Here is a 25,118-nt window from a genome sequence, read left to right on the forward strand (position 1 = left end):
CTGTTTCTGAAAGTGTGCCTGAAATTTGCCTTTTTGTAGTGGTTTTCGGAGCACCTACGCAGCGTAAGGTTTGGTTAACCATACTTGTAAACCAACCGGTTACCATAATGCCGGATAGTACTAAGCGCGGGTGGGCGCAGTCGTTTGGGGCAGTTTGTCGCCAAATCGAGAAAAGTTTTTGAAACGCAGTTCGTAAAACTGCGGGCGACAGAGTGGTTTTGCCTGAATGCAGCAGAAAAAGCAGCGACCCGATCAGGACCTCCAGGAAAAGAGCATCAACGGCGAACGCGTTTTTCCGGTTTTGATTGCAGCACTGTCAATTGTCTCCGCAATTCTGGCGGCAGCGATCATGATCTTCGGCCCGACAATCGCACCATCTCACTACTCAGCTTCAATTGATGCGACACAACCTCAGACGCTGGTGCACGCAGCACCGGGAAGCGTTGGCCTTCGATTTGAAGTGAGCGAAAGTCGCCCGGACTTGCTGGCAAGAAACATCGGAGCGATCGTAAGCGTACCGGCGCAAACACTAGCCTTGCCGCGCTCAACAGAATCTCATGGAACAGTGCAGTTTCCGGAAGACGGCAACAGCCAGAATGCCTCCGAGAAGCCTTTCAACCACGCTGAAGCAAAAAGACTAGCAAAACAGCAGCTCGCCAAGAAACTCGCGCAATTGAATCTCTCGCGCTCGCTGGCAGCGACACGTGAAACCGTAATCCCCTCTCCCGATGTCCGCGAGCTTGTAGCCAAAGCAAGGGAACCACGGTCTGAAACAGACGAAAACGTTATCGTTACGGCTTCTCTTCCTAGTTCCCGGGAATTTACCGGCGTTGTTTCAGACGTGACACCGGAGCTTGAGGAACAAACACAAAGCCTTTCCGGAAACATTGAAGACCCGTTGGAATTCCTGGTTCCCGTTCCAGGTTCAAAACCGGAACCACCTGCGCGCCCGGCGCTAGTTGTGACGGAACGCACGGAAGACAAACCGGCGGCGGTCAAACCGGTTCTCGCCTATGCAACACCAGGCAATCCTGAAGAAAACAAGAATGGCGCCTTTGGTGGTATTGGCAAGTTGTTCAGCGGGCGCAAAGGTGGTCTTCCCGGTCGTGGCAGCGGCATCGCCGTTTATGACATCAGCGCTGCAACAGTTCACATGCCGGACGGCACAAAACTGGTGGCGCATTCCGGCATTGGTCATCGCATGGACAATCCCAAATACGCCCATGTCAGGAACCTTGGGCCGACACCACCCAACATTTACGACCTCAGAATGCGCGAACGGCGGTTCCACGGCGTTGAAGCGATACGGATGCTGCCGCGCGACCTGGCGGCGATGAAGGGCCGGGATGGAATGCTTGCCCACTCTCCTCTCCTGCGTCGCTCGAAGGGATCTCACGGCTGCGTCGCATTCAAGGATTACGACAAGTTCCTGAAGGCCTTCAAAGCGGGCAAGGTCAAGAAGATGATTGTGGTCCCGTCCATGGACAAGCTTCCGAAATACATGGCGGCGCTCAATCGCGGCGCCGGTGCCTAGTCGCCTTGCGATTTCATCGGAGATTGTCTAGAGCGGTGTGATCTTATACTCGCCTGGAGCTTTCCTTGACCAAGATACTGGCAGTGCTGTTGATCCTGGTTGCCGCAATACAGGTGATCAAGCCACTCGGTTGGCCCGGCCTCGAAAAACGCTCTGATGCGTGGAAACTGGTCGCTGGCGTCGTTGTCGTCACGGTTATATCCGTGATCCTGAGTGCGCTATTCCAGGTCCTTTAGATGAGCGAGCGGCCGACGCTTCATCTGATCTGCGGTAAAGTCGCTTCAGGCAAATCGACACTGGCACGATCGCTCGCGGCAAATCCGGGAACTGTTCTAATCCAGGAAGATGCCTGGCTAAAGGGACTTTATGCCGACAGGCTCAAGACGCTTTCCGATTTTGTGGACTGTTCGAGAAAACTGCGAGACACGATTGAACCCCATATCGTCGATCTTCTGAGCGCCAACCTATCGGTTGTTCTGGACTTTCAGGCAAACACGATTGAAGCCAGACGCTGGATGCGCCATCTGTTTGAAACAGCCGGTTGCCTTCACGAACTGCATCTGATCGATGTTCCGGACAACGTCTGTAAGCGGCGGCTGAGAAAGCGCAACGCATCGGGAACTCATGAATTTCAGGTTTCCGACGAAGAGTTTGACAGGGTCAGTAGCTACTTTCAGCACCCGACAGAGACCGAAGGTTTCAACATTCGTCTGCACACACCTGACGTCAGCGTCTGATCAGTTCCTCGTCCGGATCGTCCGCTTCCGGATCATAGTCGCTTGCATCAAAACCAAGCAGGTTCCAGGTTTGCTGCATGTGCGGCGGCAAAGGTGCCGAAACATCAATTGTGCCATGCCCTGACGGATGGGGGATGACGATCCGCCGGGCCAGAAGGTGCAGCCTGTTTTGAATTCCGCCCGGCAGTTCCCAGTTCTCGATGTTGAAATACTTGTCGTCGCCGATGATTGGGTGGCCGATATGAGCTGCATGTGCGCGTAACTGATGCGTGCGCCCTGTTACCGGCTTCATCGTGACCCAGGAAAGCTTCTGCGCCGATTGTTCGAACACGGAATATAGAGAAACGGCGTGCTGCGCATCATCGTCGCCCTGCCGGACCACTTGCATCCTCTCTTCGCCTTCGCTGCGCGCCAGGAATGTTGAAATGCGTCCCTGCTTGGGTTTTGGAACACCAGCCAGCATGGCCCAATAGATCTTGCGCGTGTTGCGGTGACGGAACGCCTTGGTCAGTTCCTGTGCAGCTTGCCGTGTGCGCGCTACCAGAATGATGCCGGACGTTTCCCGATCAAGCCGGTGGACAAGGCGCGGTTTGTTTCCCTTGCGGTCGGTAAAGGCCTCCAGCATCCCGTCGAGGTGACGCTTGAGCCCGGACCCACCCTGAACGGCCAGTCCCGCAGGTTTGTTCAGCACCATGACCTGATTGTCTTCGAACAAAAGCATATCTTCGATGGCCTTGCGGTCATCGGCAATCAGCTTGGTGGATTTTGGCTTGGCGTTTTTCTTGTCGTCGGCCGGCAATTCAACGCCGAGCGGCGGTATCCGGATTGTCTGCCCCTTGGCGATACGGGTATTTGATTCCGCACGCTTGCCATCAACGCGGACCTGTCCGGTGCGCAACAGCTTCTGCAACCTGCCGAAACCAAGGCCTGGATAATGGGCCTTGAACCAACGGTCGAGGCGCATGCCCGCTTCATCGGCGGTCACTTGTTTCTGTTCAATCGCGGACATCTTGCTCTCAGATCCGTTTGGCGATCTCAACGGATCGCTGTCAACCGAAGCGCTTCGCCTGCTCCGGGCGGACATTCGTTCCGGTGCGTATAGGCGCAATCCATACGAATTGGAAGGGAAACTTACGACACCAACTGGCGGGCGACCACCAGTCCGACAAAGACAGCGGCAATGGACAATAGAACAGAGGCCAGGACATAGATCATCGCAAGATGGGCATCCCCCCGCTCCCAAAGAACGGATGTGTCGAGCGAAAAGGCGGAAAAGGTCGTGAACCCGCCCAAAATGCCGGTCGCGACGAAATAGCGAACCGTCTGAACGTGCTGGAAGTCAGATTTCACCAGCCACCCAATCAGGAGGCCCATGATCAATGACCCAACTACATTGACCGTCAAGGTCCCTACCGGAAAGCCGGTCCCGAACATCCTGATCGTCAAAAGCGCAACCAGATGACGAGCCCCTGCCCCAATACCGCCACCCAGCATGACAAGAAGAAGGTGTTTCAAGTTGTCTCCATCGGTCCGTGGACGGAAATGCCCAGACCCAAAGAGGCCGCTAAACTTCAGCAGCCGGCTGAATGGTTGACGTAGATTTGCTGCCTTATTGAAACGGACCGCTGTTCTGAATCAAGCCCGCAGAGCAAATGGGGCCAAGTTTTCCATGCTTGACCCGAACTGAAAACGCTGTCTCACACTTCTGCTTCGACATGCGCGAAGTCAGGATAGATTGAGCGGATCAGATCGTCGACGCGTTCAATCTCTTCAGGGATCTCTTTCAGTTTCTCCCGCTCTTCCTCAAGGATCGCGAGGAAAATCCGGGCCCTGGCCTGGTTGACCTGCGGCTGCGCCAAGCTGCCCTCGCCCGCTGCCGACAAGATGATGCTGACCAGCCTGTCGGCGGCGTTGAGCCGGCCCCAGAGATAGTCGTGTTCACGCCAGCCACGGTTGAAGAACGCTCCGAAAGAGTTCAAGGCCTTGCCCTTGAGTTCAAAACCGTCGGTATAAAGACTGTCTGCGTCTCGCGGACTGATCCGGTCGACAAGGATTTCTGTAACCTCGGAAAAGTCATTTCGCTGCAGAACAGGAAAGGTAATCAGGTCGTAGAACCCGAACCCGATATAGGATCGCAAAAGAGACAGATGGCGCTCTCTGTCCAGGAGATCCCGCGCCGTTTCGGCAAAAAGCTCATCATGCAAGCGGTCCAGGTCGGCAAGTCCCATCATCCGGGTGAGACTCTTGAGCAGCGGGTCGACTTGATCTTCCGTTCCAGGCGTTCCCGCCGATATGTCGTTCAAGAATGTTTCCGACGGCCCACGGCTCTTTCCACCGAAAAAGCGTTCGGTCCAGCGCCAGCCCAGATGATCAATCTGCTCGTAGAGCAATCCTTTCAAGTGATCGAGGGCATTCGCATCGGGCGGCGGCAGTGTCGGGTCCTTGCGCTCGTGATAAAAGCCGTTGAGCTTGCGGATCGCAAACCGTAAACGCCTGATGCGGTAGTCGACATCCAGCCCGCGCAACAAGGCAACGATGTGCGGGTCCGTCCGGCCAAGACCATCCTTGCTCTCCGAGGCGAGCCTACTGAAATGCTGGGAATAGAGCGACAACGCGCCTTCTTCCTGGATCTGCGTGTTATCAAGACAGCTCAGACGAGCGGTCAAGCTGGCAAGCCGTTCAGCCAGCGCATGCAGCTTCAGGGATTGATAGTTCAAGAATGCGAAACCGGCCTGTTCAAACGCGGCATTGGTCGCATCCTTCCGGCATCTGGCAAGAACATCAGCCGTGATTGATCTTCGGGTTGGAAGCAGACTGGAAACCGCCTGCTCCACCACCGGGCCCGTCGCATCGATCAGTTGCGACAGCCAGCGGCTGCGCCGATTGTTCTGCTCCAGTTCCTTCAGATCGTCACCGATCGGCTCATTTCGCGGAATATGCGCCAGTGAGGCGAGTATCACCCTGAAGAACCCGGGCAACTCGAGCGGACCTTCCCTCGTCTCAGTAATGTCGACAGGAACCGGGTCGACATAGATGAGCCGCCGGGCAACTTCGCGGGCTGCGGGCCTGTCCTCAATGACCTCGATCACCGGCGCGAAGGGCTTGTTCATGACAACGCTGCCGTCGACAAAACAACGCTGCGCGGTCGTGTCCCTCGACAGTCCAAGCCCGCGGGAAAGAAACCTGTCACGACCTGGCCACGGCAGATCGGCCTTCAGAAGAGCGCGCTCCATCTCCGCAACGGTGGCAGGTGGAAAGGCGCCCGGGAACGATGAAGTAGCACGCGCGGCAAACACGAGATCCGGAATGTTTTCCGCCTCGAACTGGCTTTCGACAAAGCCACGCGTGCGATGAGAGGCGTGGAAGTTCAAAATGCGCCTGTGATCCCGCTCCTCGACAAAGGAGGGATCGTCCAGGAGGATACGGCGCGTAACGCCGTTGTAATCCGTGATTGTCACAAACAGGTCCAGCGTCTGACCCCGCGGGATCAGCGTGCGGTCCTCATCGTCGCCGTTTTCCATCTTCTGGCAGGCATCAAGCATCCAGCCGATGAAGCGTTCGCCGGAAAACGGCGGCGAAAACCAGCGCGCCTGCATGAACTGGCGTAGCTTTTCGCGTGTTTCCACACTTTCGATCTGCTTGTCCAAGCGTGATGAAATCAGTTGATCCAGGACAGGAGAAATTGACAGTTTCAGATAGCGGGACAAACCGGACTGAGGCCGGGAAAGCCGGGTGACATCGGCATTTTCGAGCCACATCTCACTATGGCTGTCGAGCGGAAGGTCATGCGCGATCGCTCTTGCCAGCATGATGCCGTTTACGCCGCCGGCGGACGCACCCGCAATCGCATCAACAACCACGCGAATATTGGCGGAACCCGACAGCAGATCGAGCAGGTCCTGATAGGCACCTTGAACAGGATGCTTGCGAAAGGCATCGCTTTCTTGCTGCTTCCCGCCGTTTCGATCCAATCGGATGCTCGAGGCACGCACAAGGTTCAAAATCTCACGGCTCACCCCGTGCATATATATGGCGAGCGAAACACCACCATATAGGACGAGCGCAAGTCTGAGTTCGATTTCCTTCATGGAACGCCTGTTGGATTGATCGGACCACTCTAACAAAAAAGAATTGCCATATCCCTTAAGTGGCTACGAACTGTAATGAACAAAGGCAGGCGCAGGCGCAGCGTGATCATATTCGATCAAACCCGCGCGCGGAAAATGTGTAACGGAAATGTCGTGACGGTTCGAAGTGCGCAAACCTCAATACATTTTTTAACGCAGTAAGCGCAGGGTTTGGGCTAAAGTGCGCGACAAAGTGATTGCTGATTCTGAGTGTGCAACACCCGATCGCCGGAACGCTTCAAGATCACGAACCAACATCGCGAGATGAACAAGACCTTGAAAAAGAGTGCTGGAAAATCCTCGCGGGCGGCAAAGAAGGTCGCTCCCTCAAACGCATTGCAGGAAGAAAACCGGTCACTCCGGTCCGAGCTGGAAGACCTTCGCCTTCTTTACGAAGCGACAATTGAGCATGGCGAAGCCGTCGAAGACCAGCTTGCGGAACAATCGGAACGCATGGAAGCTTTGTCCAAGCAATTGGCAAAATACCTTTCGCCTCAGGTTTATCAGTCGATTTTCGAGGGCCGGCAGGAAGTCAAGATCACGTCGAAGCGCAAGAAACTGACGGTGTTCTTTTCCGATATCGCAGATTTCACCGAGATCGCAGACCGGCTCGAATCCGAAGATCTTACCGGTATGCTGAACCAGTATCTGACCGAAATGTCGGATATTGCGTTGAAGCACGGAGCCACCATCGACAAGTATGTCGGCGATGCGATCGTGATCTTTTTCGGCGACCCGGAAAGCCGTGGCGTGACCGAAGATGCGCTTGCCTGCGTCCGGATGGCGATCGAAATGCAGGACCGCATGACGGAGCTGCAACATGTCTGGCGCGAGGCAGGTATCGCCAAACCGGTGAAGTGCAGAATGGGAATTCATACCGACTTTTGCACTGTCGGCAATTTCGGCAGCAACGACCGTCTCGACTACACGATCATTGGAAGCGGTGTGAACACAGCTTCGCGGCTGGAAACGTTGGCCAAGCCTGGATCGATCCTGATTTCGTTCGAGACCTATTCGCAGGTCAAGAACGAGATCAAATGCGCGTCCAACGGCGAAGTGAACGTCAAAGGTATCGCGTACCCGGTGTCGACCTATGAAGTGATCGAACCGATGGTGCCCGAAGAAAAACCTGACCTTGATGTCAATGTCGACGGGATCACCCGTGACCTGCTAGCCCTTGCGGATGGGTCAGCGAGCGGCATGAGCCCGAAAGAACGCAAGCACTTGATTACGTCCTTGAAAAGTGCCTTGGAAAGGCTGCATCTGGACGACTGAGGTCTTGGACTTCCTTTACGGCTGTTCTCTTTCCTTGCGCAGCTTTGCCCAATAGTCGAGCCGCTTGCGCAGATCCCGCTCAAATCCGCGTTCGGGTGGATCGTAATAGGTCTGACGACCCACTTGCTCCGGAAAGTAATCCTGCCCTGAAAACCCGTCAGGCGCATCGTGATCGTATTTGTAGCCCGCCCCATACCCTTCCTGTTTCATCAACCGGGTCGGTGCGTTCAGGATATGCTTGGGGGGTAGCAGTGACCCGCTGGTCTTGGCGTCTCGCATTGCCGCCTTGTAAGCGACATAAGCGCCGTTGGATTTAGGCGCAGTGGCGAGATAGATCACGGTCTGCGCAAGCGCGAGCTCCCCTTCCGGAGACCCCAGCATCTGAAAAGCGTCGCGGGCGGCATTCGCCTGCACGAGGGCATTGGGATCGGCGAGCCCGATATCTTCCACCGCCATGCGGATGAGGCGCCGGGCGAGATACATCGGATCCTCGCCGCCATCCAGCATCCGGCAAAACCAGTAGAGGGACGCATCCGGGTCAGATCCACGAACCGATTTGTGCAGGGCAGAGATCAGATTGTAGTGGCCGTCCGCACTCTTGTCGTAAATCGGTGCACGCCGCTGCACGATCTCTTGAAGCCTTTCCGCATCAAAGACCTCATCTTCCGCGGCAGCGCGCCAGACATCCTCCGCGAGCGTCAGGGCCGACCGGCCGTCTCCATCCGCCATCCGGATCAGAACCTGCCTGGCTTCCGGATCGAGTGGCAGTTTTTTGTCTTCCGTTTCCTCAGCGCGGCTCAGCAATTGCTCGATCGCGTCCAGAGACAACGCATGAAACGTCATCACATGCGCACGCGAAAGCAGCGCTGCATTTAGTTCAAACGAGGGGTTTTCAGTCGTCGCACCGACAAGCGTGATCGTGCCGTCTTCCATGACGGGAAGAAAACTGTCCTGCTGGGCCCGATTGAAGCGATGGATCTCGTCGACAAACAGCAGTGTTGCGCGGCCGCTCATTCGCCGCGCTCTCGCAGCGTCAAAAACTTTCTTCAGGTCCGAGACACCCGAGAAGATTGCCGAGATCTGTTCGAACGCAAGATCCGTTTCGTTCGCAAGCAACCGCGCAATCGTTGTCTTGCCAGTGCCGGGCGGACCCCAGAAGATAAGCGATCCCAGCGTCCGGGTCTTCAACATGCGAGAGAGCGTTCCGTCAGGACCAAGCAGATGATCCTGACCGACAACATCAGGGAGCGTCGACGGACGCAGACGGTCGGCGAGCGGCCGAGGACCACTTTGGGTCAGACCCGAAGCTTCGAACAGATCGCTCACCGTAAGAGCCCTATCTCAGCTCAAGTTTCGTAACCTTGCCGTCACGTTCGATCTCAATCCGCCAGACACGAGGCGGCGTTTTCGTGATCGTTTCCAGCATGCGCGTTGTCTCCACATCCTGTTCGTTTACGCCTCGGATGATATCGCCGGGCCGCAACCCGACCCGGTTCGCGGTGCTCCCCCTGGTTACCGCTGAAATGACGACGCCCTCAAACAGACCATCCATGCCAAGTTCATGGGAGACTGCCGGCGACAGGTTCATCACGGTCGACCCTTCAAAGGGAGAAAACTCGAGAAGTTCACGGGTGTCTCGCGGCACTGTCTCGGGCGCAGGTTTGAGGGAAACCGACAGGGAGATTTCCTGCCCGCCCCGAACGACCTGAAACTCGGACGTTTCCCCGATCATCTTCGTGGCGAACCGGTAGCCGAACGAATTTGGATCGACAACCTCTTTGCCCTCAATAGACACGACAAGGTCGCTGACCTTCAGGCCAGCTTCATGTGCAGGCGACCCATCAAAGACGGCCGTGACAAGAACGCCTTGCGGCCGGTCCAGAGATAGTGCTTCGGCAATTTCCGCATTGACGAGCTGGACGGTGGCACCCAGCCACGGACGCCTCACCTTGCCGCCTTCGTCCGCTGCCTGAGCAACAAAGCGGGCCATATGGGCCGGAATGGCAAAGCCGATGCCGTTCGATCCACCGGAACGGGAAAAGATCGCAGTATTGATGCCAACGAGCCTGCCGGTCATATCGACGAGCGCGCCACCGGAATTACCTGGATTGATCGCGGCATCTGTTTGAATGAAGAACTGAAAATCTGTCACGCCCACCTGTGTCCGCGCCAGGGCGGAAACAATCCCTTGCGTTACGGTTTGCCCGACGCCAAAGGGATTGCCGATGGCAAGAACAATGTCACCGACCTCAAGACTGTCCGAGCCGGCGAAACTGACATGTTCAAAATCCCCCTCGCCCCGAATCTTAAGCACGGCAAGATCTGTGCGCTCATCCATGAGCACAATGTCGGCATCAAACTCCCGCCGGTCGCTCAACGCGACGCGGACAGCGTCCGCACCTTTGATCACGTGGTGGTTGGTGATCACCGTGCCATCGGCTGAGATGATGACGCCAGAGCCAAGAGAAGACTCAACCCGTTCCCGGGGCTGGCTGAACCCGCCCCCCGGTTGTCCGAAGAAACGGCGAAAGAACGGATCTTCGAAGAAAGGCGAAACGCGCTGACGCTGGACCACCTTTCGACTGGCATAGACATTGACAACAGCCGGCGCGACCTCCTTCACGATCGGTGCGAAGGATAGCTTGATCTGCGCTTCGTTCTGCGGGACCAGCCGCAGATCCGCAGGCGACGGGTCAACAGACTGGGCATAGGTCGCAGTTGCCAGGAGACCGGTCAGAGCCGCAAGCAACATGCGGCACAAAGGGCGGAAACGGTTTGAATTTGCAAGGCGCATTGCCGGGGCCCTCAATCTCGAATCGTCTTTTCACTCGGCGATACATGGCAGATAGGGTGGAATGGAGGCAAACGCAAAAACAATAAGCCACCGAAAGGTCCCAGTGGTTCACATTATTGTTTGAATATGGCAGCTCAGCACCACTTCAATTGCCGAACCGTCAGATAAATCGGCAGTTCGTCGACGCCCGTTGAAACCTGCAATTGCCCGAAAAAAAAGGCGGACCAAAGGCCCGCCTTTTGAAAGTAAAGCACTTGCTGTCCGAACAGATCGGATCAGGCTGCGGTTTCAGCAGCTTCTTCTGCTTCAGCGCGCGCGCGATCATCGGCACCACGTGCATCCGGGTCCCGGTCGACCAGCTCGATGACTGCCATCGGAGCGTTGTCGCCATAGCGGAAACCGGCCTTGAGCACGCGGGAATAACCGCCGCTACGGTCCTTGTAGCGCTCACCGAGCGTGTCAAACAGCTTGGCTACCATGGCCGTGTCGCGAATCTGCGAGATTGCCTGGCGGCGTGCATGGAGATCACCGCGCTTGCCTAGAGTGATGAGCTTGTCGATGATCGGCTTCATTTCTTTAGCCTTCGGCAGTGTCGTGACGATCTGTTCGTGCTTGATCAGCGACGCTGCCATGTTCGCGAACATAGCCTTGCGGTGGCTAGAGGTCCGGTTGAGCTTGCGGCCGGATTTACCGTGGCGCATGGCCCTCTCCTTTTTCTTTCAGGCAGTCTGCTCTTTCTGCAAAGCACTTGCCCGGTTGATCCTTCAGGGACGCGTGCGTCCCTTAATACTGATGGTCTTCGTAGCGCTTCGCGAGATCGTCGATGTTCTCAGGCGGCCAGTTGGCGACTTCCATGCCGAGATGGAGACCCATCTGGGCGAGAACTTCCTTGATCTCGTTGAGCGACTTGCGGCCGAAATTCGGTGTCCGCAGCATTTCCGCTTCGGTCTTCTGAATGAGATCGCCAATATACACGATATTGTCGTTCTTCAGGCAGTTCGCAGACCGGACAGACAGTTCCAGCTCGTCGACTTTCTTGAGAAGCGCCGGGTTGAACGCAAGTTCCGGGACAGTGTCCTCGGCGACTTCGCGTTGCGGCTCTTCGAAGTTGACGAAGATGGAGAGCTGATCCTGCAGAATGCGTGCAGCAAATGCCACGGCATCATCCGGCTTGACGGAACCATCGGTTTCGACAGTCAGGGTCAGCTTATCGTAATCAAGAACCTGGCCTTCACGGGTGTTTTCCACCTTGTAGGAGACCTTCTTGACCGGAGAGTAGAGGCTGTCGACCGGAATGAGGCCGATCGGCGCATCTTCCGGACGGTTGCGGTCGGAGGAATGATATCCCTTGCCGGTGTTGACGGTGAATTCCATGCGGATCTCGGCACCCTCGTCGAGTGTGCAAAGCACGAGTTCCGGATTGAGAACTTCCACGTCGCCGACAGTCTGGATGTCACCGGCCGTCACCACACCCGGGCCCTGCTTGCGCACAACCATGCGCTTGGGACCCTCGCCTTCCATGCGGATGGCGATTTCCTTGATGTTGAGAACAATGTCGGTAACGTCTTCGCGCACGCCCGGGATCGACGAGAACTCATGCAGGACACCGTCGATCTGAACCGCGGTCACCGCTGCCCCTTGCAGGGAAGACAGCAGGATACGGCGCAGCGCGTTGCCCAGTGTCAGGCCATAACCGCGCTCGAGAGGTTCGGCAACAACAGTTGCCAGAAAGCGGGGATCATGACCCGGCTTGATCTCGAGTTTGGTCGGCTTGATCAGTTCTTGCCAGTTTTTTTGAATGGTCACGTTTTCGTCCCTTCGGCTATCCCGCCCGGTGCTTCAGACCGGGCCATTCTTTGCCATTGGAGAAACAGGTAACTAAAGCTGGAAAGCCTTAGACGCGGCGGCGCTTGCGCGGACGGCAGCCATTGTGCGGAATCGGCGTCACGTCGCGGATGGACGTGATCAGGAAACCGGCAGCCTGCAGAGCGCGCAATGCGGATTCACGACCTGAACCCGGCCCGCGAACTTCAACTTCCAGAGTGCGCATGCCGTGCTCGGCAGCTTTCTTCGCCGCGTCTTCAGCAGCGACCTGGGCAGCATAAGGAGTCGACTTACGCGAACCCTTAAAGCCGAGCGCACCGGCGGACGACCAGGAAATCGCGTTGCCCTGTGCGTCCGTAATCGTGATCATGGTGTTGTTGAACGTAGAGTTCACATGTGCGACGCCAGAAGAGATATTCTTGCGCTCGCGGCGACGCACGCGCGTCGTGTCTTTAGCCATTCGTTTGTCCTTGTTTTGATCTCGTCACTGCCGTAATGCCGGCAGCTCCACCACCAATCGCTGTCTGATGATTATTTCTTCTTACCGGCGATCGGTTTTGCCGGACCCTTGCGGGTACGTGCGTTCGTGTGCGTCCGCTGGCCACGGACCGGAAGGCCGCGACGATGACGCAGGCCGCGGTAACAGCCGAGGTCCATGAGACGCTTGATGTTCATGGCGGTGTCACGGCGAAGGTCGCCTTCAACCATGTAGTCACGGTCAATCGTTTCGCGGATCGACAGGACTTCGGAGTCAGAAAGCTCGTTCACGCGGCGAGAAGCATCGATGTTGTTCTTCTCGATGATTTCCTGCGCGAATTTCGCACCGATGCCATGAATGTACTGAAGCGCAATAACGACGCGCTTGTTCGTAGGAATGTTAACGCCAGCAATACGTGCCACGTTTGTCTCCATGTTTGTGCGCCAGCCCGTTCGGCTTGCCGCAGTGGGTAAAGCCCGCGTCCGGTGGAGTCCGGCCCTTGCGGGGTACGAAATGCCAGGATGCTCCCGGCACAGAGAATGCCGGTCCCACTGACATGGAACCGGCTAAACTGTCTGGTAGAGCGCGTCGTGTAGCGCCCTTAAACCTTTTCGTCAAGTCCCTGAAGGACGGTTTCTATAGAAGCCGAAACTTCATCAATCGCCTGCATTCCGTCAATCACGGAAAGAAGGCCTGTCTTCTCGTAATAAGGCACGACAACAGCTGTATCGCGGTTGTAAGCCTCAAGGCGCTGCTTGAAGACTTCAGGGTCGTCGTCCTTGCGCACCGGCTGACCCGCAGCCTTGGCCTCTTCGGCCCGCTTGACAATACGATCGACCAGTTTCGTGTGATCGACACGCAGTTCAAGTACACCGTTCAGCTTGAGGCCGTTTTCCTCCAGCATCTGGTCAAGGGCTTCCGCCTGCGGAAGGGTTCTCGGGAATCCGTCAAGGATGAATCCGTTCTCGGCATCGTCTTCGGAAATGCGGTCGCGAATGATGCCTACAACGATTTCATCAGACACCAATCCACCGGCGTCCATAACTTCCTTGGCCTTTAGGCCGACCGGCGTCTGAGCCGCGACGGCGGCGCGAAGCATATCTCCGGTGGACAGCTGCGGGATGCTGTACTTTTCAACGAGGCGCGTAGCCTGCGTTCCCTTACCCGCCCCCGGCGGTCCAACCAGAATGAGCCTCATCGACGTTTCCCCCTGAGTTTTGCTTTCTTCACCAGTCCCTCATACTGATGCGCAAGCAGGTGGCCCTGGATCTGCGATACGGTATCCATTGTCACGCTTACGACGATCAGCAACGAAGTTCCCCCGAAATAGAACGGAACGCCAGTCGCCGAAATGAGGAATTCGGGTAATAGACAAACGAGGGTGATATAAAGGGCACCCACTACCGTGATGCGCGTCAGCACAAAATCGATGTATTGCGCGGTCCTTTCACCCGGACGGATCCCCGGGATAAAACCCCCATGTTTCTTGAGGTTATCAGCCGTGTCGCTCGGATTGAAAACGATCGCGGTGTAGAAGAAACAGAAGAAGATGATCATGGCCGCGTAAAAGACCATGAACAACGGCTGCCCGTGACCAAGCGCCGCAGTTATGTAAGTCAGCCACTCATTGCCGCCACCTTGGCCGAAGCCGGAAATCGTTGCCGGTACCAGCAGCAGCGAAGAGGCGAAGATCGGCGGAATAACACCGGCGGTGTTCAGCTTGAGCGGCAGGAACGAGGTGTTGCCCTCAAACATCCGGTTGCCCATCTGGCGCTTCGGATACTGGATCAGGAGCCGGCGCTGCGCGCGTTCCATGAACACGATGAAGGCGATAACGACGATGGCCAGCAGGATCACGCCCAGAATGATCCAGGTCGCCAGAGATCCCTGGCGCCCGAGTTCGAGCGTTTGAACGACCGCTGATGGCAACCCGGCGACAATACCGGCGAAAATGATCAACGAGATACCGTTGCCGATGCCGCGTGACGTGATCTGTTCACCCAGCCACATCAGGAACATGGTTCCACCGACGAGCGTAATCACGGTCGAAGCGCGGAAGAACCAGCCCGGATCGGTCACGACGTTGGCCGCCCCTTCCAGGCCGACCGCGATCCCGTATGCCTGAAACGCCGCCAGGACCACCGTGCCGTAGCGGGTGTACTGGTTGATGACCTTCCTGCCCTGCTCGCCTTCCTTCTTCAACTGCTCCAGGGACGGCACGACGGTCGTCATGAGCTGCATGATAATGGAGGCGGAAATATACGGCATGATGCCGAGGGCGAAGATTGCCATGCGTTCGACGGCACCGCCGGCGAACATGTTGAACATGCCGATAATGCCCTGCTGCGCACTGTCAAAGGCCTGCGCAAAGGCTTCCGGATTGATGCCGGGCATCGGGATATAGGTGCCCAGTCGATAAACCAAAAGCGCCCCCAGCGTGAACCAGATGCGCTTTTTGAGTTCTTCAGCCTTGGCGAAAGCTGAGAAATTTAGATTTGACGCCAGTTGCTCGGCGGCCGATGCCATGCCCTACTCCGGTCAGATGCTTGCTGACAAATGGGAAAAGCCCAGGCTGTTAAGCCTGAGCTCCCAGAACGGCAACCTTGCCGCCCGCTTTTTCAATTGCTGCAACAGCGCCCTTGGAGGCACCGGCAACTTCAAAGGTCACAGCAGCGGTGAGTTCACCGTTGGCAACGATGCGCACACCGTCGCGGACCCGTTTGACAACACCGGCTGCCTTGAGCGCCTCGACGGTGACCGTCTCGGAAGCGTTCAGCTTGCCTGCGTCGATTGCCTTTTGAACACGGCCAACGGATACAGTGTTGAAATCCTTGGCGAAGATGTTCGTGAAACCGCGCTTCGGCAAGCGGCGGTGAAGCGGCATCTGACCGCCTTCAAAGCCTTTGATCGCAACGCCGGAACGGGACTTCTGACCCTTGACACCACGGCCACCGGTTTTGCCCTTGCCGGAACCGATGCCGCGTCCAACGCGAGTGCGCTCTTTCACGGCACCTTCGTTGTCACGAAGTTCGTTGAGCTTCATTTTGTTTCTCCTCACCCCGTCCTTATGCGTTGTCTTCGACGACGCGAACGAGATGCTGGACCTTATTGATCATTCCGCGCACTTCAGGAGTGTCCTTCAGCGTGGAACGGCGGTGCATCTTGTTCAGGCCGAGACCGATGAGCGTCGCGCGCTGGTCCTTAGGACGGCGCAGCGGGCTGCCGATCTGTTCGACCGTAACAGTCTTTTCGGTGTTCGCCATGGAACCTACCCTCTCTCAGCTGGGGTCCGGAGCCGCCAAGGTCAAGCCTCAGCAGCAGCCGGAGCAACCTCTTCGGTGTTGTCACGACGACGGGACTGCAGCACGGAGACCTTGAGGCCACGGCGTGCAGCGACGGAACGCGGGCTGTCTTCCTTCTTCAGCGCCGCAAACGTTGCGCGAACCATGTTGTACGGGTTCGAAGTCCCCAGGGACTTTGCAACAACGTCCTGAACGCCGAGCGTTTCAAAGACTGCACGCATCGGACCACCTGCGATGATACCGGTACCGGCCGGGGCTGCACGCAGCAACACCTTGCCTGCGCCGTGACGGCCTTCCACGTCGTGGTGCAACGTCCGGCCTTCGCGCAGCGGCACGCGGATCATGGTGCGCTTTGCAGCTTCAGTTGCTTTCCGGATGGCTTCCGGCACTTCGCGTGCCTTGCCATGACCGAAGCCGACACGGCCCTTCTGATCACCAACCACAACCAGGGCTGCGAAGCCGAAACGGCGGCCACCCTTGACCACTTTCGCAACGCGGTTGATGTGTACGAGCTTGTCGACGAATTCGCTGTCTCGCTCTTCGCGATCGCGATTATCCTGTCTCGCCATATTATTTGTCTTCCGTTCTTAAGAGCGCCAACGGGCGCTGGTCAGAATTCAAGTCCACCTTCGCGGGCCGCATCGGCAAGCGCTTTCACGCGCCCATGATACATGTACCCGCCACGGTCGAACACGACCTGCTTGACGCCTGCGGCAACTGCGCGTTCGGCGACAAGCTTGCCAACGGCAGCAGCTGCTGCAACGTCGGCGCCCGTTTTCAGGCTGCCCTTGAGATCTTTTTCGATCGTAGAAGCAGAGGCAATCGTATGCCCCTCCGCGTCGTCAATGATCTGGGCGTAGATCTGCTTCGACGAGCGGAAGATGGAAAGGCGCGGGCGTCCGCCGGCGGCTTTCCTGATCGAACGACGCACGCGATCGCGGCGGCGCTCGAAAGCTTGTTTGCTGTTCGCCATGATCCTGGTCCGTTACTTCTTCTTGCCTTCTTTGCGGACGATGAACTCGTCTGCATAACGTACGCCTTTGCCTTTGTAGGGCTCAGGCGGGCGGAATTCGCGGATTTCAGCCGCAACCTGCCCGACGCGCTGTTTGTCGGTACCGGTGATGCTGATTTCCGTGGGTTTCGGGCACTTGATATCGATGCCTTCCGGGATCGGATAGACGACGTCGTGCGAGAAACCAAGCGCAAGCTGAAGGTTCTGACCCTGGACCTGGGCACGATAACCGACACCGGTAATGGCGAGGTCCTTCTTGAAGCCATCGGTTACGCCGGTGATCAGGTTCGAGACCATCGTCCGGCTCATGCCCCACATGGAGCGGGCAGGCTTGGAATTGTTGCGCGGATCAATTTTGATCCCGTCATCCGTCATTTCGGCCAGAACAAGATCATTGAGCACGAAAGACTTCTCGCCTTTCGGGCCCTTGACCGTAAGAGTCTGACCGTCGATCGATGCCGTTACCCCGCTTGGCACGGGGACTGGCTTTTTGCCAATTCGAGACATATGACCAACCTTGTCGTTGTTTAAAGGCGAGGCAGCCGCATCAGAAGACGCGGCAAAGAACCTCACCACCTACATTTTCTTCCCGCGCCTGATGGTCGCTCATGACACCGCGCGGAGTCGAAATGATCGACACGCCCAGGCCATTCGAGACATGCGGGATGTTTTTCACCGAAGAGTACACGCGGCGGCCCGGCTTTGAGACCCGCTCAATTGTGCGGATAACCGGCTCACCGTCGAAATACTTCAGTTCGATTTCCAACTCGGACTTACCGCCCTCGTAGTCAACCGTGGTGTAGCCACGGATGTAGCCCTCTTTTGCAAGCACATCAAGTACGTGTGCACGCAATTTGGAATTTGGTGAACTGACCTTGTTCTTGCGACGCAGTTGCGCGTTGCGAATCCGGGTCAGCATATCCCCCAACGGATCAGTAATTGCCATCGGAGTTTCTCCTTACCAGCTCGACTTGACCAGGCCCGGGATCTTGCCCAGGGAGCCCAGTTCACGAAGCGCGATACGCGACATCTTCAGCTTGCGGTAAAAACCGCGCGGGCGGCCGGACACTTCGCAACGGTTGCGAACGCGGTTCGGCGCGGAATTCCGCGGCAGTTTCGCCAGCTTCAAACGTGCGTTGTAGCGCTCTTCCAGGGACAGGCTGTCGTCTTTCGCCATTGCCTTCAGAGCTGCGCGCTTCTCAGCGTATTTCTTGACAAGCTTCTCGCGGCGCTTGTTTTTCTCGATTGCGCTTTTCTTCGCCATCGTCGTTCCCTTCCTTGCCCGTTACTTCGTGAACGGGAAGTTGAACGCGCGCAGAAGCTCGCGCGCTTCGTCATCAGTCGGCGCCGTGGTGCAAACGATCACGTCCATGCCCCAGATCTGGTCGACCTTGTCGTACTCGATTTCCGGGAACACGATGTGTTCTTTGATGCCCATGGCGTAGTTGCCACGACCGTCGAAGCTCTTCGGGTTCAGGCCACGGAAGTCACGAACGCGCGGCAACGCGATTGTGATCAGACGGTCCATGAATTCGTACATCTGCTGGCGGCGCAGGGTCACCTTCACACCCAGCGGCATGCCCTCGCGGACCTTGAAAGTCGCGATGGATTTCTTCGCCTTGGTGATAACCGGCTTCTGACCGGCAATCGCAGCAAGATCCTCTGCAGCAGTGCGCGCTTTCTTGGAATCGCCAACCGCTTCACCGACACCGATGTTCAGGACGATCTTTTCCAGCTGCGGAACCTGCATGACGTTCTTGTACTGGAACTGTTCCAGAAGCTGCTTGCGCACGACTTCGTTGTAATGCGTCTTAAGACGCGGCACGTAAGTGGTCTCAGCCATCGATCAGGTCTCCCGAACGCTTGGACACACGAACCTTGGTGCCATCGTCCTGCAGTTTAAACCCGACGCGGGTCGGTTTGCCGTCACCCGGATCGGCCAGCGCGACGTTGGACAGATGGATCGGTGCCTCTTTGGACACGATGCCAGCTTCCTGCGTCTGGGTCTGCTTCTGGTGGCGGCGGACCATGTTGATGCCGCGAACCAGGGCTTTGTTGTCACTCGGCAAAAGTCTGATGACTTCACCGGACTTGCCCTTGTCACGACCGGTCAGAACAACCACCGTGTCGCCTTTTTTGATTTTCGCAGCCATCAGAGCACCTCCGGCGCGAGCGAAATGATCTTCATATGGTTCTTAGCGCGGAGCTCGCGCGGCACCGGACCAAAGATACGGGTGCCGACCGGCTCCTTGTTGTTATTGACCAGCACGGCCGCATTGCGGTCGAACCGGATCACGCTGCCATCGGGACGGCGGATATCCTTAGCCGTGCGCACGACGACAGCCTTCATCACGTCGCCCTTTTTGACGCGGCCCCGCGGAATAGCCTCTTTGACGGAAACAACAATGATGTCTCCAACCTGGGCGTATTTGCGCTTGGAGCCGCCGAGCACTTTGATGCACATGACACGACGGGCACCGGAATTGTCGGCGACGTCGAGGTTTGTTTGCATCTGAATCATGACTGGCTGCCTTGTTCTTCTATTGGCGCACGGGTCACGGGCGCCTGATGCTCACTGAATGGAGCGGGGTCACTGAGCGACCACGGTCCAACGTTTGTTTTTCGAGATCGGCGCGCACTCTTCAATCTGAACAGAGTCGCCAACCTTGTACTGGTTGCTTTCATCATGTGCACGGTACTTCTTCGTACGACGCACGGTCTTCTTCAAAAGCGGGTGCGTGAAGCGGCGCTCCACATTCACCGTCACCGTCTTGTCATTGGCGTCGCTGACAACGGTGCCCTGCAGGATACGCTTCGGCATGGCCGTCTCCTTACGCGTTCGCCGTCACGCGCTTTTCGCGCATGATCGTCTGGATACGCGCGATGTCGCGGCGGATCTGCCGGACGCGCGCTGTGTTTTCAAGCTGACCCGTTGCCTTCTGGAAGCGCAGGTTGAACTGCTCCTTCTTCAGGCCCTCAAGCTCACCGCGGAGCTCATCAAGGGTCTTAGCCCGTACATCGGTAGCCTTCATGGCTTAACTCCTCGCCTGCCTTAGTCGCCGATACGCTGAACGAAACGGCATTTGATCGGCAGCTTGGCAGCGGCAAGACGCATGGCTTCGCGAGCCACGTCTTCCGGCACACCGTCGATTTCAAACATGATCCGGCCAGGCTTGACGCGGCAAGCCCAGAAATCCGGGGAACCCTTACCCTTACCCATGCGGACTTCGGCAGGTTTCGAGGAAACCGGAACGTCCGGGAAGATACGGATCCAAACACGACCCGCACGCTTCATGTGACGGGTCATAGCACGACGGGCCGCTTCGATCTGACGTGCTGTCACACGCTCCGGCTCAAGAGCCTTCAGACCGAATGCGCCGAAGTTGAGGTCAGTCCCCCCCTTCGACAAGCCGTGGATGCGGCCTTTGTGCTGCTTGCGGAACTTTGTGCGCTTCGGTTGCAGCATCGTTCTTCTCTCGTCTTTCTTGTCTTACGAGCGGCAGGCAGCTTGACTTAAGCTGCGCGCTCGCGGCCCCGATCCCGGCGTCCGCCGCGATCACCCTGGTTACCTTCAGAAGCTGCCGTTGCGCGACGCTCGGACGCCATCGGATCATGCTCCAGAATTTCACCCTTGAAGATCCAGACCTTCACACCGCACACGCCGTAAGCCGTGTGAGCGCTCGCGACACCGTAGTCGATGTCGGCACGCAGAGTGTGAAGCGGCACGCGGCCTTCACGGTACCATTCGATACGTGCGATTTCCGCACCGCCGAGGCGACCACCACAGTTGATCCGGATGCCCTGGGCGCCGAGACGCATGGCGGACTGAACAGCCCGTTTCATGGCACGGCGGAAAGCAACACGGCGTTCCAGCTGCTGAGCGATCGAGGCGGCAACTAAAGTCGCATCGATTTCCGGCTTGCGCACTTCAACAATGTTGAGATGCACTTCGGAGTTGGTGATATCGGCGATCTTCTTGCGAAGACGCTCGATGTCGGCGCCTTTCTTGCCGATGACCACACCCGGACGACCGGAGTGGATCGACACACGGCACTTCTTGTGCGGGCGCTCGATAACAACCTTGGAAACAGCGGCTTGCTTCAGTTCCTTCAGAAGGAACTCGCGAATGCGGAAGTCTTCATGAAGAAGGTCGCCGTATTCGTTCTTGTTCGCATACCAGCGGGAATCCCAGGTGCGGTTGATCCCGAGGCGCATGCCGATCGGGTTTACTTTATGTCCCATCAGGCAGTCTCCTCAACTTCGCGCACGACGATGGTCAGGTTCGAGAACGGCTTCTCGATCCGGCCGACACGGCCGCGTGCACGGGCCTGGAACCGCTTGATGACAAATGCCTTGCCAACATGAGCTTCGGCAACCACCAGGTTGTCGATGTCCAGGTCATGGTTGTTTTCCGCGTTAGCAACGGCGGACATGAGCGTCTTCTTGACGTCCTGCGCGATACGCTTGCGGGAGAACGTCAGGTCCGCGATCGCGGAACCGACCTTTTTGCCACGGATCGAAGCCGCAACGAGATTCAGCTTACGCGGCGAAACGCGTATCATGCGGGTCATTGCCCGAGCCTCGTTGTCAGCGAGCGTCCGCTCACGCTTCGGCTTGCCCATCGTTACTTCCTCTTCGCCTTCTTGTCGGCGCCGTGTCCGTAATAGGTCCGGGTCGGCGAAAACTCGCCGAACTTGTGACCAATCATTTCTTCAGACACCAGCACCGGTACGTGCTTTTGACCGTTGTAAACACCGAAGGTCAAACCGACGAACTGCGGCAGGATCGTCGAGCGGCGGCTCCAGGTCTTGATGACCTCGTTCCGGCCGGACTCACGTACCTTGTCCGCTTTCTTCAGCAGATACCCGTCGACAAACGGACCTTTCCAGATCGAACGTGCCACGATCCTTGCCCTTTACTTCTTACGCGCGTGGCGGCTGCGGACGATATACTTATCAGTCTGCTTGTTGCGCCGCGTGCGCTTACCTTTGGTCGGTTTGCCCCAAGGGGTAACCGGATGACGACCGCCGGATGTCCGGCCTTCACCACCACCGTGCGGGTGGTCGATCGGGTTCATGGCGACACCGCGCGTATGCGGGCGAATGCCAAGCCAGCGGGAACGGCCTGCCTTGCCGTGGTTGATGTTGGCGTGGTCCGGGTTGGACACGGCGCCAATGGAAGCCATGCAGGTTCCAAGGACACGGCGCTGTTCGCCAGACATCAGGCGAAGCGTGGTGTAACCTTGGTCACGGCCGACGATCTGAACGAATGCACCGGCAGACCGAGCGATCTGGGCGCCTTTGCCCGGCTTCAGCTCGATGTTGTGCACAATCGTTCCAACCGGAATGCTGGCCAGCGGCGCGGCATTGCCTGGTTTCACGTCAACGTTTTCACCGGCAAGGACAGTGTCGCCAACAGCCAGGCGCTGCGGCGCCAGGATGTAGCTCAGCTCACCGTCTTCGTAGCGGATCAGAGCAATGAATGCGGTCCGGTTCGGATCGTATTCGAGGCGCTCGACCGTTGCCGGTACATCCCACTTGCGGCGTTTGAAGTCGACCAGGCGGTAGGACCGCTTGTGACCGCCACCACGGTTCGGAGACGTCAGCCGGCCGGTGTTGTTGCGGCCGCCCTTTTTGGACAGGCCTTCGGTCAGTGTCTTGACCGGCTTGCCTTTCCAAAGTCCGGAACGGTCAACCTGAACAAGCTGACGGCGACCCGGGGACGTTGGATTGAATGTCTTAAGTGCCATTTTCTAAGTCCCCGTCTCAGAGCCCGGTGGTCACGTCGATGGCGTGACCTTCCTGCAGCGTAACGACGGCCTTCTTGAAGTCGGACTGACGGCCAAGGCGTCCACGGAAGCGCTTCACCTTGCCCTTGCGGACCAGGGTGTTCACTGCGGTGACCTTGACGCCGAACAGTGCTTCGACCGCGGCCTTGATTTCCGGCTTCGTTGCATCGTTGGCGACCTTGAAGACAACCTTGTTCTCTTCAGAAGCCATCGTCGACTTTTCGGTGATCACCGGGCCGACGATTTTGTCGTAGTGAGGAAGTTTGCTCATTTGAAGCGCTCCTCAAGTGCGGACACCGCAGCTTTGGTCAACACCAGCGTGTTGGCCTGCAGGATGTCGTAAACGTTGATGCCCTGCACCGGCAGCACATCCACATGCGGGATGTTGCGCGAGGCTAGTGCGAAGTTGTTGTCGACTTCGGCGCCGTCAATCACCAACGCACTGGAAAGGCCGAGCTTTTCAAGCTGAGCTTTCAGAGCCTTGGTCTTTGCCTCGGCAGCCTTGGCGTCTTCCACCACAACGATGCTTTCTGCCTTCGCCTTGGCGGACAGAGCATGCTTCAGGCCAAGGGCGCGAACCTTCTTGGGCGGGTCATGGCCGTGGTCACGAACGACCGGGCCGAATGCCTTGCCGCCACCGCGAAACTGCGGGGCCTTCTTGTTGCCGTGACGCGCGCCGCCGGAACCCTTCTGGCGGACGAACTTCTTCGTCGTACCGGAAATTTCCGAACGCTTCAGCGTCTTGTGGGTGCCCGCCTGGCGCTTGGCCAGTTGCCAGCGCACCACACGGTGGATCAAATCGGTGCGCGGCTCGAGACCAAAGATCTCGTCAGACACCGTGATCGAACCGGCCGCCCCGCCTTCGAGGGTCTTGACCTGGAGTTCCATCACTCACTCTCCTTCCCGGCAGCCTCAGTCGCCTCGGACGCCTTGAAAGCACCCGGAACCGGAACGTTTTCCGGCAGCGCCTTTTTGATCGCGTCGCGGACCAGGATCCAGCCGCCCTTGGCGCCCGGAACAGAGCCCTCGACCATGATCAGGCCACGCTCAACATCAGTGCGCACAACCTTCAGGTTCTGCGTGGTCACGCGGGCATCGCCCATGTGACCGGCCATTTTCTTGCCCTTGAACACGCGGCCCGGATCCTGACACTGACCCGTGGAACCGTGTGAGCGGTGCGAGATCGAGTTACCGTGCGATGCGCGTCCACCACCGAAGTTGTGGCGCTTCATTGCACCGGCAAAACCCTTACCGATCGACGTACCGGTCACGTCCACGAACTGGCCCTCGACATAGTGGTCGGCGGTCAGTACCGCACCAACGTCGATCATGTTGTCCGCAGTGACGCGGAACTCGGCCACGGTCCGCTTCGGCTCGACCTTTGCGACAGCAAAGTGACCGCGCAGTGCCTTCGGCGTATTCTTTACTTTGCGGGTACCCGCGCCGAGCTGCAGCGCAGTGTATCCATTCTTTTCGTCAGTCCGGTGGGCAACCACCTGGCAGTTTTCCAGCCGCAAAACCGTGACCGGAACATGCTCGCCCGCATCGTTGTAGATGCGGGTCATGCCCACTTTCTGAGCGATCACTCCAGAACGCATAATGTGTCCCCTTGACCCCGCCTTAGAGCTTGATCTCGACGTCGACACCAGCGGCCAGGTCGAGCTTCATCAGCGCGTCCACCGTCTGGGGCGTCGGATCAACGATGTCGAGAAGGCGCTTGTGCGTACGCATCTCGAACTGATCGCGGCTTTTCTTATCGATGTGCGGTCCGCGAAGCACCGTGTACTTCTCGATCCGCGTCGGCAGCGGCACGGGACCCCGCACCTGAGCACCGGTCCGCTTGGCCGTATTGACGATCTCCTTGGTGGAGGCGTCGAGAATACGGTGGTCAAACGCCTTCAGGCGGATCCGGATATTCTGACCGTTCATTGTTATTGTTCCCAATAAGACTGCGGGCCTGCCCGCGTTTCGTGTTGTTGCGCCGGCAGGCCCGGCTGTCGATTATTCGATGATGGATGCGACGACGCCGGCGCCGACGGTACGGCCACCTTCGCGGATTGCGAAGCGCAGGCCTTCTTCCATGGCGATCGGCACGATCAGCTCAACGTCAACGGAGACGTTGTCGCCCGGCATCACCATTTCCGTGCCTTCCGGCAGAGACACCACACCAGTCACGTCCGTCGTACGGAAGTAGAACTGCGGGCGGTAGTTGGTGAAGAACGGCGTGTGACGGCCACCTTCTTCCTT

At 57.6% G+C, this 25,118-nt stretch carries 36 protein-coding genes and 1 pseudogene; 4 read left to right on the top strand and 33 right to left on the bottom strand.

Annotated elements, in window-relative coordinates; genetic code table 11:
- Window positions 1-226: 226 nt before the first annotated feature.
- The 3 genes from RBB47_RS25055 (at window position 227) to RBB47_RS25065 (ending at window position 2,271) form a co-directional block, all read left to right on the top strand.
- The gene (locus tag RBB47_RS25055) at window positions 227-1,534 is read left to right on the top strand and encodes a DUF2778 domain-containing protein (RefSeq protein WP_305988648.1); all 1,308 of its coding nucleotides are present in this window, start codon (window positions 227-229) and stop codon (window positions 1,532-1,534) included.
- A 65-nt stretch (window positions 1,535-1,599) separates the two neighbouring features.
- Complete coding sequence (locus RBB47_RS25060; RefSeq protein WP_305988649.1) at window positions 1,600-1,770, top strand: hypothetical protein; 171 nt, start codon at window positions 1,600-1,602, stop codon at window positions 1,768-1,770.
- A complete protein-coding gene (locus RBB47_RS25065) occupies window positions 1,771-2,271 on the top strand; it encodes an ATP-binding protein (RefSeq protein WP_305988650.1) in 501 nt (166 codons plus the stop codon).
- Here RBB47_RS25065 and RBB47_RS25070 read toward each other — a convergent pair.
- The 3 genes from RBB47_RS25070 to RBB47_RS25080 form a co-directional block, all read right to left on the bottom strand.
- Window positions 2,261-3,280 carry an RluA family pseudouridine synthase gene (locus RBB47_RS25070; RefSeq protein WP_305988651.1) on the bottom strand — a complete coding sequence of 340 codons (1,020 nt, stop codon included), beginning with the start codon at window positions 3,278-3,280 and terminating at the stop codon, window positions 2,261-2,263. The genes RBB47_RS25065 and RBB47_RS25070 overlap by 11 nt on opposite strands.
- Before the next feature lie 122 nt (window positions 3,281-3,402).
- Window positions 3,403-3,786: a fluoride efflux transporter CrcB gene (crcB, locus tag RBB47_RS25075; RefSeq protein WP_305988652.1), complete on the bottom strand. Its 384-nt coding sequence runs from the start codon at window positions 3,784-3,786 to the stop codon at window positions 3,403-3,405.
- Between the two features lie 182 nt (window positions 3,787-3,968).
- Window positions 3,969-6,359: a patatin-like protein gene (locus tag RBB47_RS25080; RefSeq protein ID WP_305988653.1), complete on the bottom strand. Its 2,391-nt coding sequence runs from the start codon at window positions 6,357-6,359 to the stop codon at window positions 3,969-3,971.
- Window positions 6,360-6,674: 315 nt separating this feature from the next.
- On the opposite strand from RBB47_RS25080, the gene RBB47_RS25085 reads away from it, so the two are divergent.
- Window positions 6,675-7,673 carry an adenylate/guanylate cyclase domain-containing protein gene (locus tag RBB47_RS25085; RefSeq protein ID WP_305988654.1) on the top strand — a complete coding sequence of 333 codons (999 nt, stop codon included), beginning with the start codon at window positions 6,675-6,677 and terminating at the stop codon, window positions 7,671-7,673.
- Between the two features lie 15 nt (window positions 7,674-7,688).
- On the opposite strand, the gene RBB47_RS25090 is transcribed toward RBB47_RS25085, so the two are convergent.
- From RBB47_RS25090 to tuf, 30 genes and pseudogenes are all read right to left on the bottom strand, one after another.
- A complete protein-coding gene (locus RBB47_RS25090; RefSeq protein WP_305988655.1) occupies window positions 7,689-8,999 on the bottom strand; it encodes a replication-associated recombination protein A in 1,311 nt (436 codons plus the stop codon).
- 10 nt (window positions 9,000-9,009) lie between these two features.
- Window positions 9,010-10,467, bottom strand: a complete 1,458-nt coding sequence (locus RBB47_RS25095; protein ID WP_305988656.1) for a DegQ family serine endoprotease — start codon at window positions 10,465-10,467, stop codon at window positions 9,010-9,012.
- A gap of 275 nt (window positions 10,468-10,742) precedes the next feature.
- Window positions 10,743-11,168 carry a 50S ribosomal protein L17 gene (rplQ, locus tag RBB47_RS25100; protein WP_305988657.1) on the bottom strand — a complete coding sequence of 142 codons (426 nt, stop codon included), beginning with the start codon at window positions 11,166-11,168 and terminating at the stop codon, window positions 10,743-10,745.
- 82 nt (window positions 11,169-11,250) lie between these two features.
- Window positions 11,251-12,273: a DNA-directed RNA polymerase subunit alpha gene (locus tag RBB47_RS25105; RefSeq protein ID WP_299481597.1), complete on the bottom strand. Its 1,023-nt coding sequence runs from the start codon at window positions 12,271-12,273 to the stop codon at window positions 11,251-11,253.
- Window positions 12,274-12,361: 88 nt separating this feature from the next.
- On the bottom strand, window positions 12,362-12,751 hold the full coding sequence (gene rpsK, locus RBB47_RS25110) for a 30S ribosomal protein S11 (protein ID WP_006936427.1): 390 nt from the start codon (window positions 12,749-12,751) through the stop codon (window positions 12,362-12,364).
- 71 nt (window positions 12,752-12,822) lie between these two features.
- Window positions 12,823-13,191 (bottom strand): 30S ribosomal protein S13, encoded by a 369-nt coding sequence (gene rpsM / locus RBB47_RS25115; protein ID WP_305988658.1) that lies wholly within the window; start codon window positions 13,189-13,191, stop codon window positions 12,823-12,825.
- Between the two features lie 179 nt (window positions 13,192-13,370).
- Window positions 13,371-13,967 (bottom strand): adenylate kinase, encoded by a 597-nt coding sequence (locus RBB47_RS25120; RefSeq protein WP_305988659.1) that lies wholly within the window; start codon window positions 13,965-13,967, stop codon window positions 13,371-13,373.
- Entirely contained in the window at window positions 13,964-15,295 is a 1,332-nt protein-coding gene (gene secY / locus RBB47_RS25125) for a preprotein translocase subunit SecY (RefSeq protein WP_305988660.1), read from the bottom strand. Before secY ends, RBB47_RS25120 begins: the two co-directional genes overlap by 4 nt.
- A 49-nt stretch (window positions 15,296-15,344) precedes the next feature.
- Entirely contained in the window at window positions 15,345-15,812 is a 468-nt protein-coding gene (gene rplO / locus RBB47_RS25130; RefSeq protein WP_305988661.1) for a 50S ribosomal protein L15, read from the bottom strand.
- A gap of 22 nt (window positions 15,813-15,834) precedes the next feature.
- Window positions 15,835-16,032, bottom strand: coding sequence for a 50S ribosomal protein L30 (gene rpmD / locus RBB47_RS25135; RefSeq protein ID WP_248153173.1), 198 nt, complete (start codon window positions 16,030-16,032; stop codon window positions 15,835-15,837).
- A gap of 41 nt (window positions 16,033-16,073) precedes the next feature.
- Complete coding sequence (gene rpsE, locus RBB47_RS25140) at window positions 16,074-16,640, bottom strand: 30S ribosomal protein S5 (RefSeq protein WP_305988662.1); 567 nt, start codon at window positions 16,638-16,640, stop codon at window positions 16,074-16,076.
- Window positions 16,641-16,681: 41 nt separating this feature from the next.
- Entirely contained in the window at window positions 16,682-17,044 is a 363-nt protein-coding gene (rplR, locus tag RBB47_RS25145; RefSeq protein ID WP_305988663.1) for a 50S ribosomal protein L18, read from the bottom strand.
- 12 nt (window positions 17,045-17,056) lie between these two features.
- Window positions 17,057-17,590, bottom strand: a complete 534-nt coding sequence (rplF, locus tag RBB47_RS25150; protein ID WP_305988664.1) for a 50S ribosomal protein L6 — start codon at window positions 17,588-17,590, stop codon at window positions 17,057-17,059.
- Between the two features lie 40 nt (window positions 17,591-17,630).
- Entirely contained in the window at window positions 17,631-18,029 is a 399-nt protein-coding gene (gene rpsH, locus RBB47_RS25155) for a 30S ribosomal protein S8 (protein WP_305988665.1), read from the bottom strand.
- Window positions 18,030-18,041: 12 nt separating this feature from the next.
- The gene (gene rpsN, locus RBB47_RS25160) at window positions 18,042-18,347 is read right to left on the bottom strand and encodes a 30S ribosomal protein S14 (protein ID WP_155189797.1); all 306 of its coding nucleotides are present in this window, start codon (window positions 18,345-18,347) and stop codon (window positions 18,042-18,044) included.
- Window positions 18,348-18,368: 21 nt separating this feature from the next.
- Window positions 18,369-18,926, bottom strand: coding sequence for a 50S ribosomal protein L5 (gene rplE, locus RBB47_RS25165; protein WP_305988666.1), 558 nt, complete (start codon window positions 18,924-18,926; stop codon window positions 18,369-18,371).
- Window positions 18,919-19,236, bottom strand: coding sequence for a 50S ribosomal protein L24 (rplX, locus tag RBB47_RS25170; protein ID WP_305988667.1), 318 nt, complete (start codon window positions 19,234-19,236; stop codon window positions 18,919-18,921). The genes rplE and rplX overlap by 8 nt, the downstream gene beginning before the upstream one ends.
- Window positions 19,236-19,604 (bottom strand): 50S ribosomal protein L14, encoded by a 369-nt coding sequence (rplN, locus tag RBB47_RS25175; protein ID WP_008191626.1) that lies wholly within the window; start codon window positions 19,602-19,604, stop codon window positions 19,236-19,238. The genes rplX and rplN overlap by 1 nt, the downstream gene beginning before the upstream one ends.
- A 69-nt stretch (window positions 19,605-19,673) precedes the next feature.
- Window positions 19,674-19,904, bottom strand: a complete 231-nt coding sequence (gene rpsQ, locus RBB47_RS25180; protein WP_305988668.1) for a 30S ribosomal protein S17 — start codon at window positions 19,902-19,904, stop codon at window positions 19,674-19,676.
- Between the two features lie 10 nt (window positions 19,905-19,914).
- Complete coding sequence (rpmC, locus tag RBB47_RS25185) at window positions 19,915-20,115, bottom strand: 50S ribosomal protein L29 (protein WP_305988669.1); 201 nt, start codon at window positions 20,113-20,115, stop codon at window positions 19,915-19,917.
- A 20-nt stretch (window positions 20,116-20,135) separates the two neighbouring features.
- Complete coding sequence (gene rplP, locus RBB47_RS25190; RefSeq protein WP_305988670.1) at window positions 20,136-20,549, bottom strand: 50S ribosomal protein L16; 414 nt, start codon at window positions 20,547-20,549, stop codon at window positions 20,136-20,138.
- A 47-nt stretch (window positions 20,550-20,596) separates the two neighbouring features.
- Window positions 20,597-21,325 carry a 30S ribosomal protein S3 gene (gene rpsC, locus RBB47_RS25195; RefSeq protein ID WP_299481553.1) on the bottom strand — a complete coding sequence of 243 codons (729 nt, stop codon included), beginning with the start codon at window positions 21,323-21,325 and terminating at the stop codon, window positions 20,597-20,599.
- Window positions 21,325-21,705, bottom strand: a complete 381-nt coding sequence (gene rplV / locus RBB47_RS25200) for a 50S ribosomal protein L22 (protein ID WP_305988671.1) — start codon at window positions 21,703-21,705, stop codon at window positions 21,325-21,327. Before rplV ends, rpsC begins: the two co-directional genes overlap by 1 nt.
- Before the next feature lie 2 nt (window positions 21,706-21,707).
- The gene (gene rpsS, locus RBB47_RS25205) at window positions 21,708-21,986 is read right to left on the bottom strand and encodes a 30S ribosomal protein S19 (RefSeq protein WP_148632529.1); all 279 of its coding nucleotides are present in this window, start codon (window positions 21,984-21,986) and stop codon (window positions 21,708-21,710) included.
- Between the two features lie 12 nt (window positions 21,987-21,998).
- A complete protein-coding gene (gene rplB / locus RBB47_RS25210) occupies window positions 21,999-22,832 on the bottom strand; it encodes a 50S ribosomal protein L2 (RefSeq protein WP_305988672.1) in 834 nt (277 codons plus the stop codon).
- A 16-nt stretch (window positions 22,833-22,848) separates the two neighbouring features.
- On the bottom strand, window positions 22,849-23,142 hold the full coding sequence (locus RBB47_RS25215) for a 50S ribosomal protein L23 (RefSeq protein ID WP_152501370.1): 294 nt from the start codon (window positions 23,140-23,142) through the stop codon (window positions 22,849-22,851).
- Window positions 23,139-23,759 (bottom strand): 50S ribosomal protein L4, encoded by a 621-nt coding sequence (gene rplD / locus RBB47_RS25220; RefSeq protein ID WP_305988673.1) that lies wholly within the window; start codon window positions 23,757-23,759, stop codon window positions 23,139-23,141. The genes RBB47_RS25215 and rplD overlap by 4 nt, the downstream gene beginning before the upstream one ends.
- Complete coding sequence (gene rplC, locus RBB47_RS25225) at window positions 23,759-24,469, bottom strand: 50S ribosomal protein L3 (protein WP_305988674.1); 711 nt, start codon at window positions 24,467-24,469, stop codon at window positions 23,759-23,761. The genes rplD and rplC overlap by 1 nt, the downstream gene beginning before the upstream one ends.
- Before the next feature lie 22 nt (window positions 24,470-24,491).
- Window positions 24,492-24,800 (bottom strand): 30S ribosomal protein S10, encoded by a 309-nt coding sequence (gene rpsJ, locus RBB47_RS25230; RefSeq protein ID WP_006936455.1) that lies wholly within the window; start codon window positions 24,798-24,800, stop codon window positions 24,492-24,494.
- Between the two features lie 72 nt (window positions 24,801-24,872).
- A pseudogene (gene tuf / locus RBB47_RS25235) lies at window positions 24,873-25,118 on the bottom strand (elongation factor Tu); the annotation flags it as partial.

Source organism: Roseibium sp. MMSF_3544 (assembly GCF_030732845.1).
Classification (GTDB): Bacteria; Pseudomonadota; Alphaproteobacteria; order Rhizobiales; family Stappiaceae; genus Roseibium.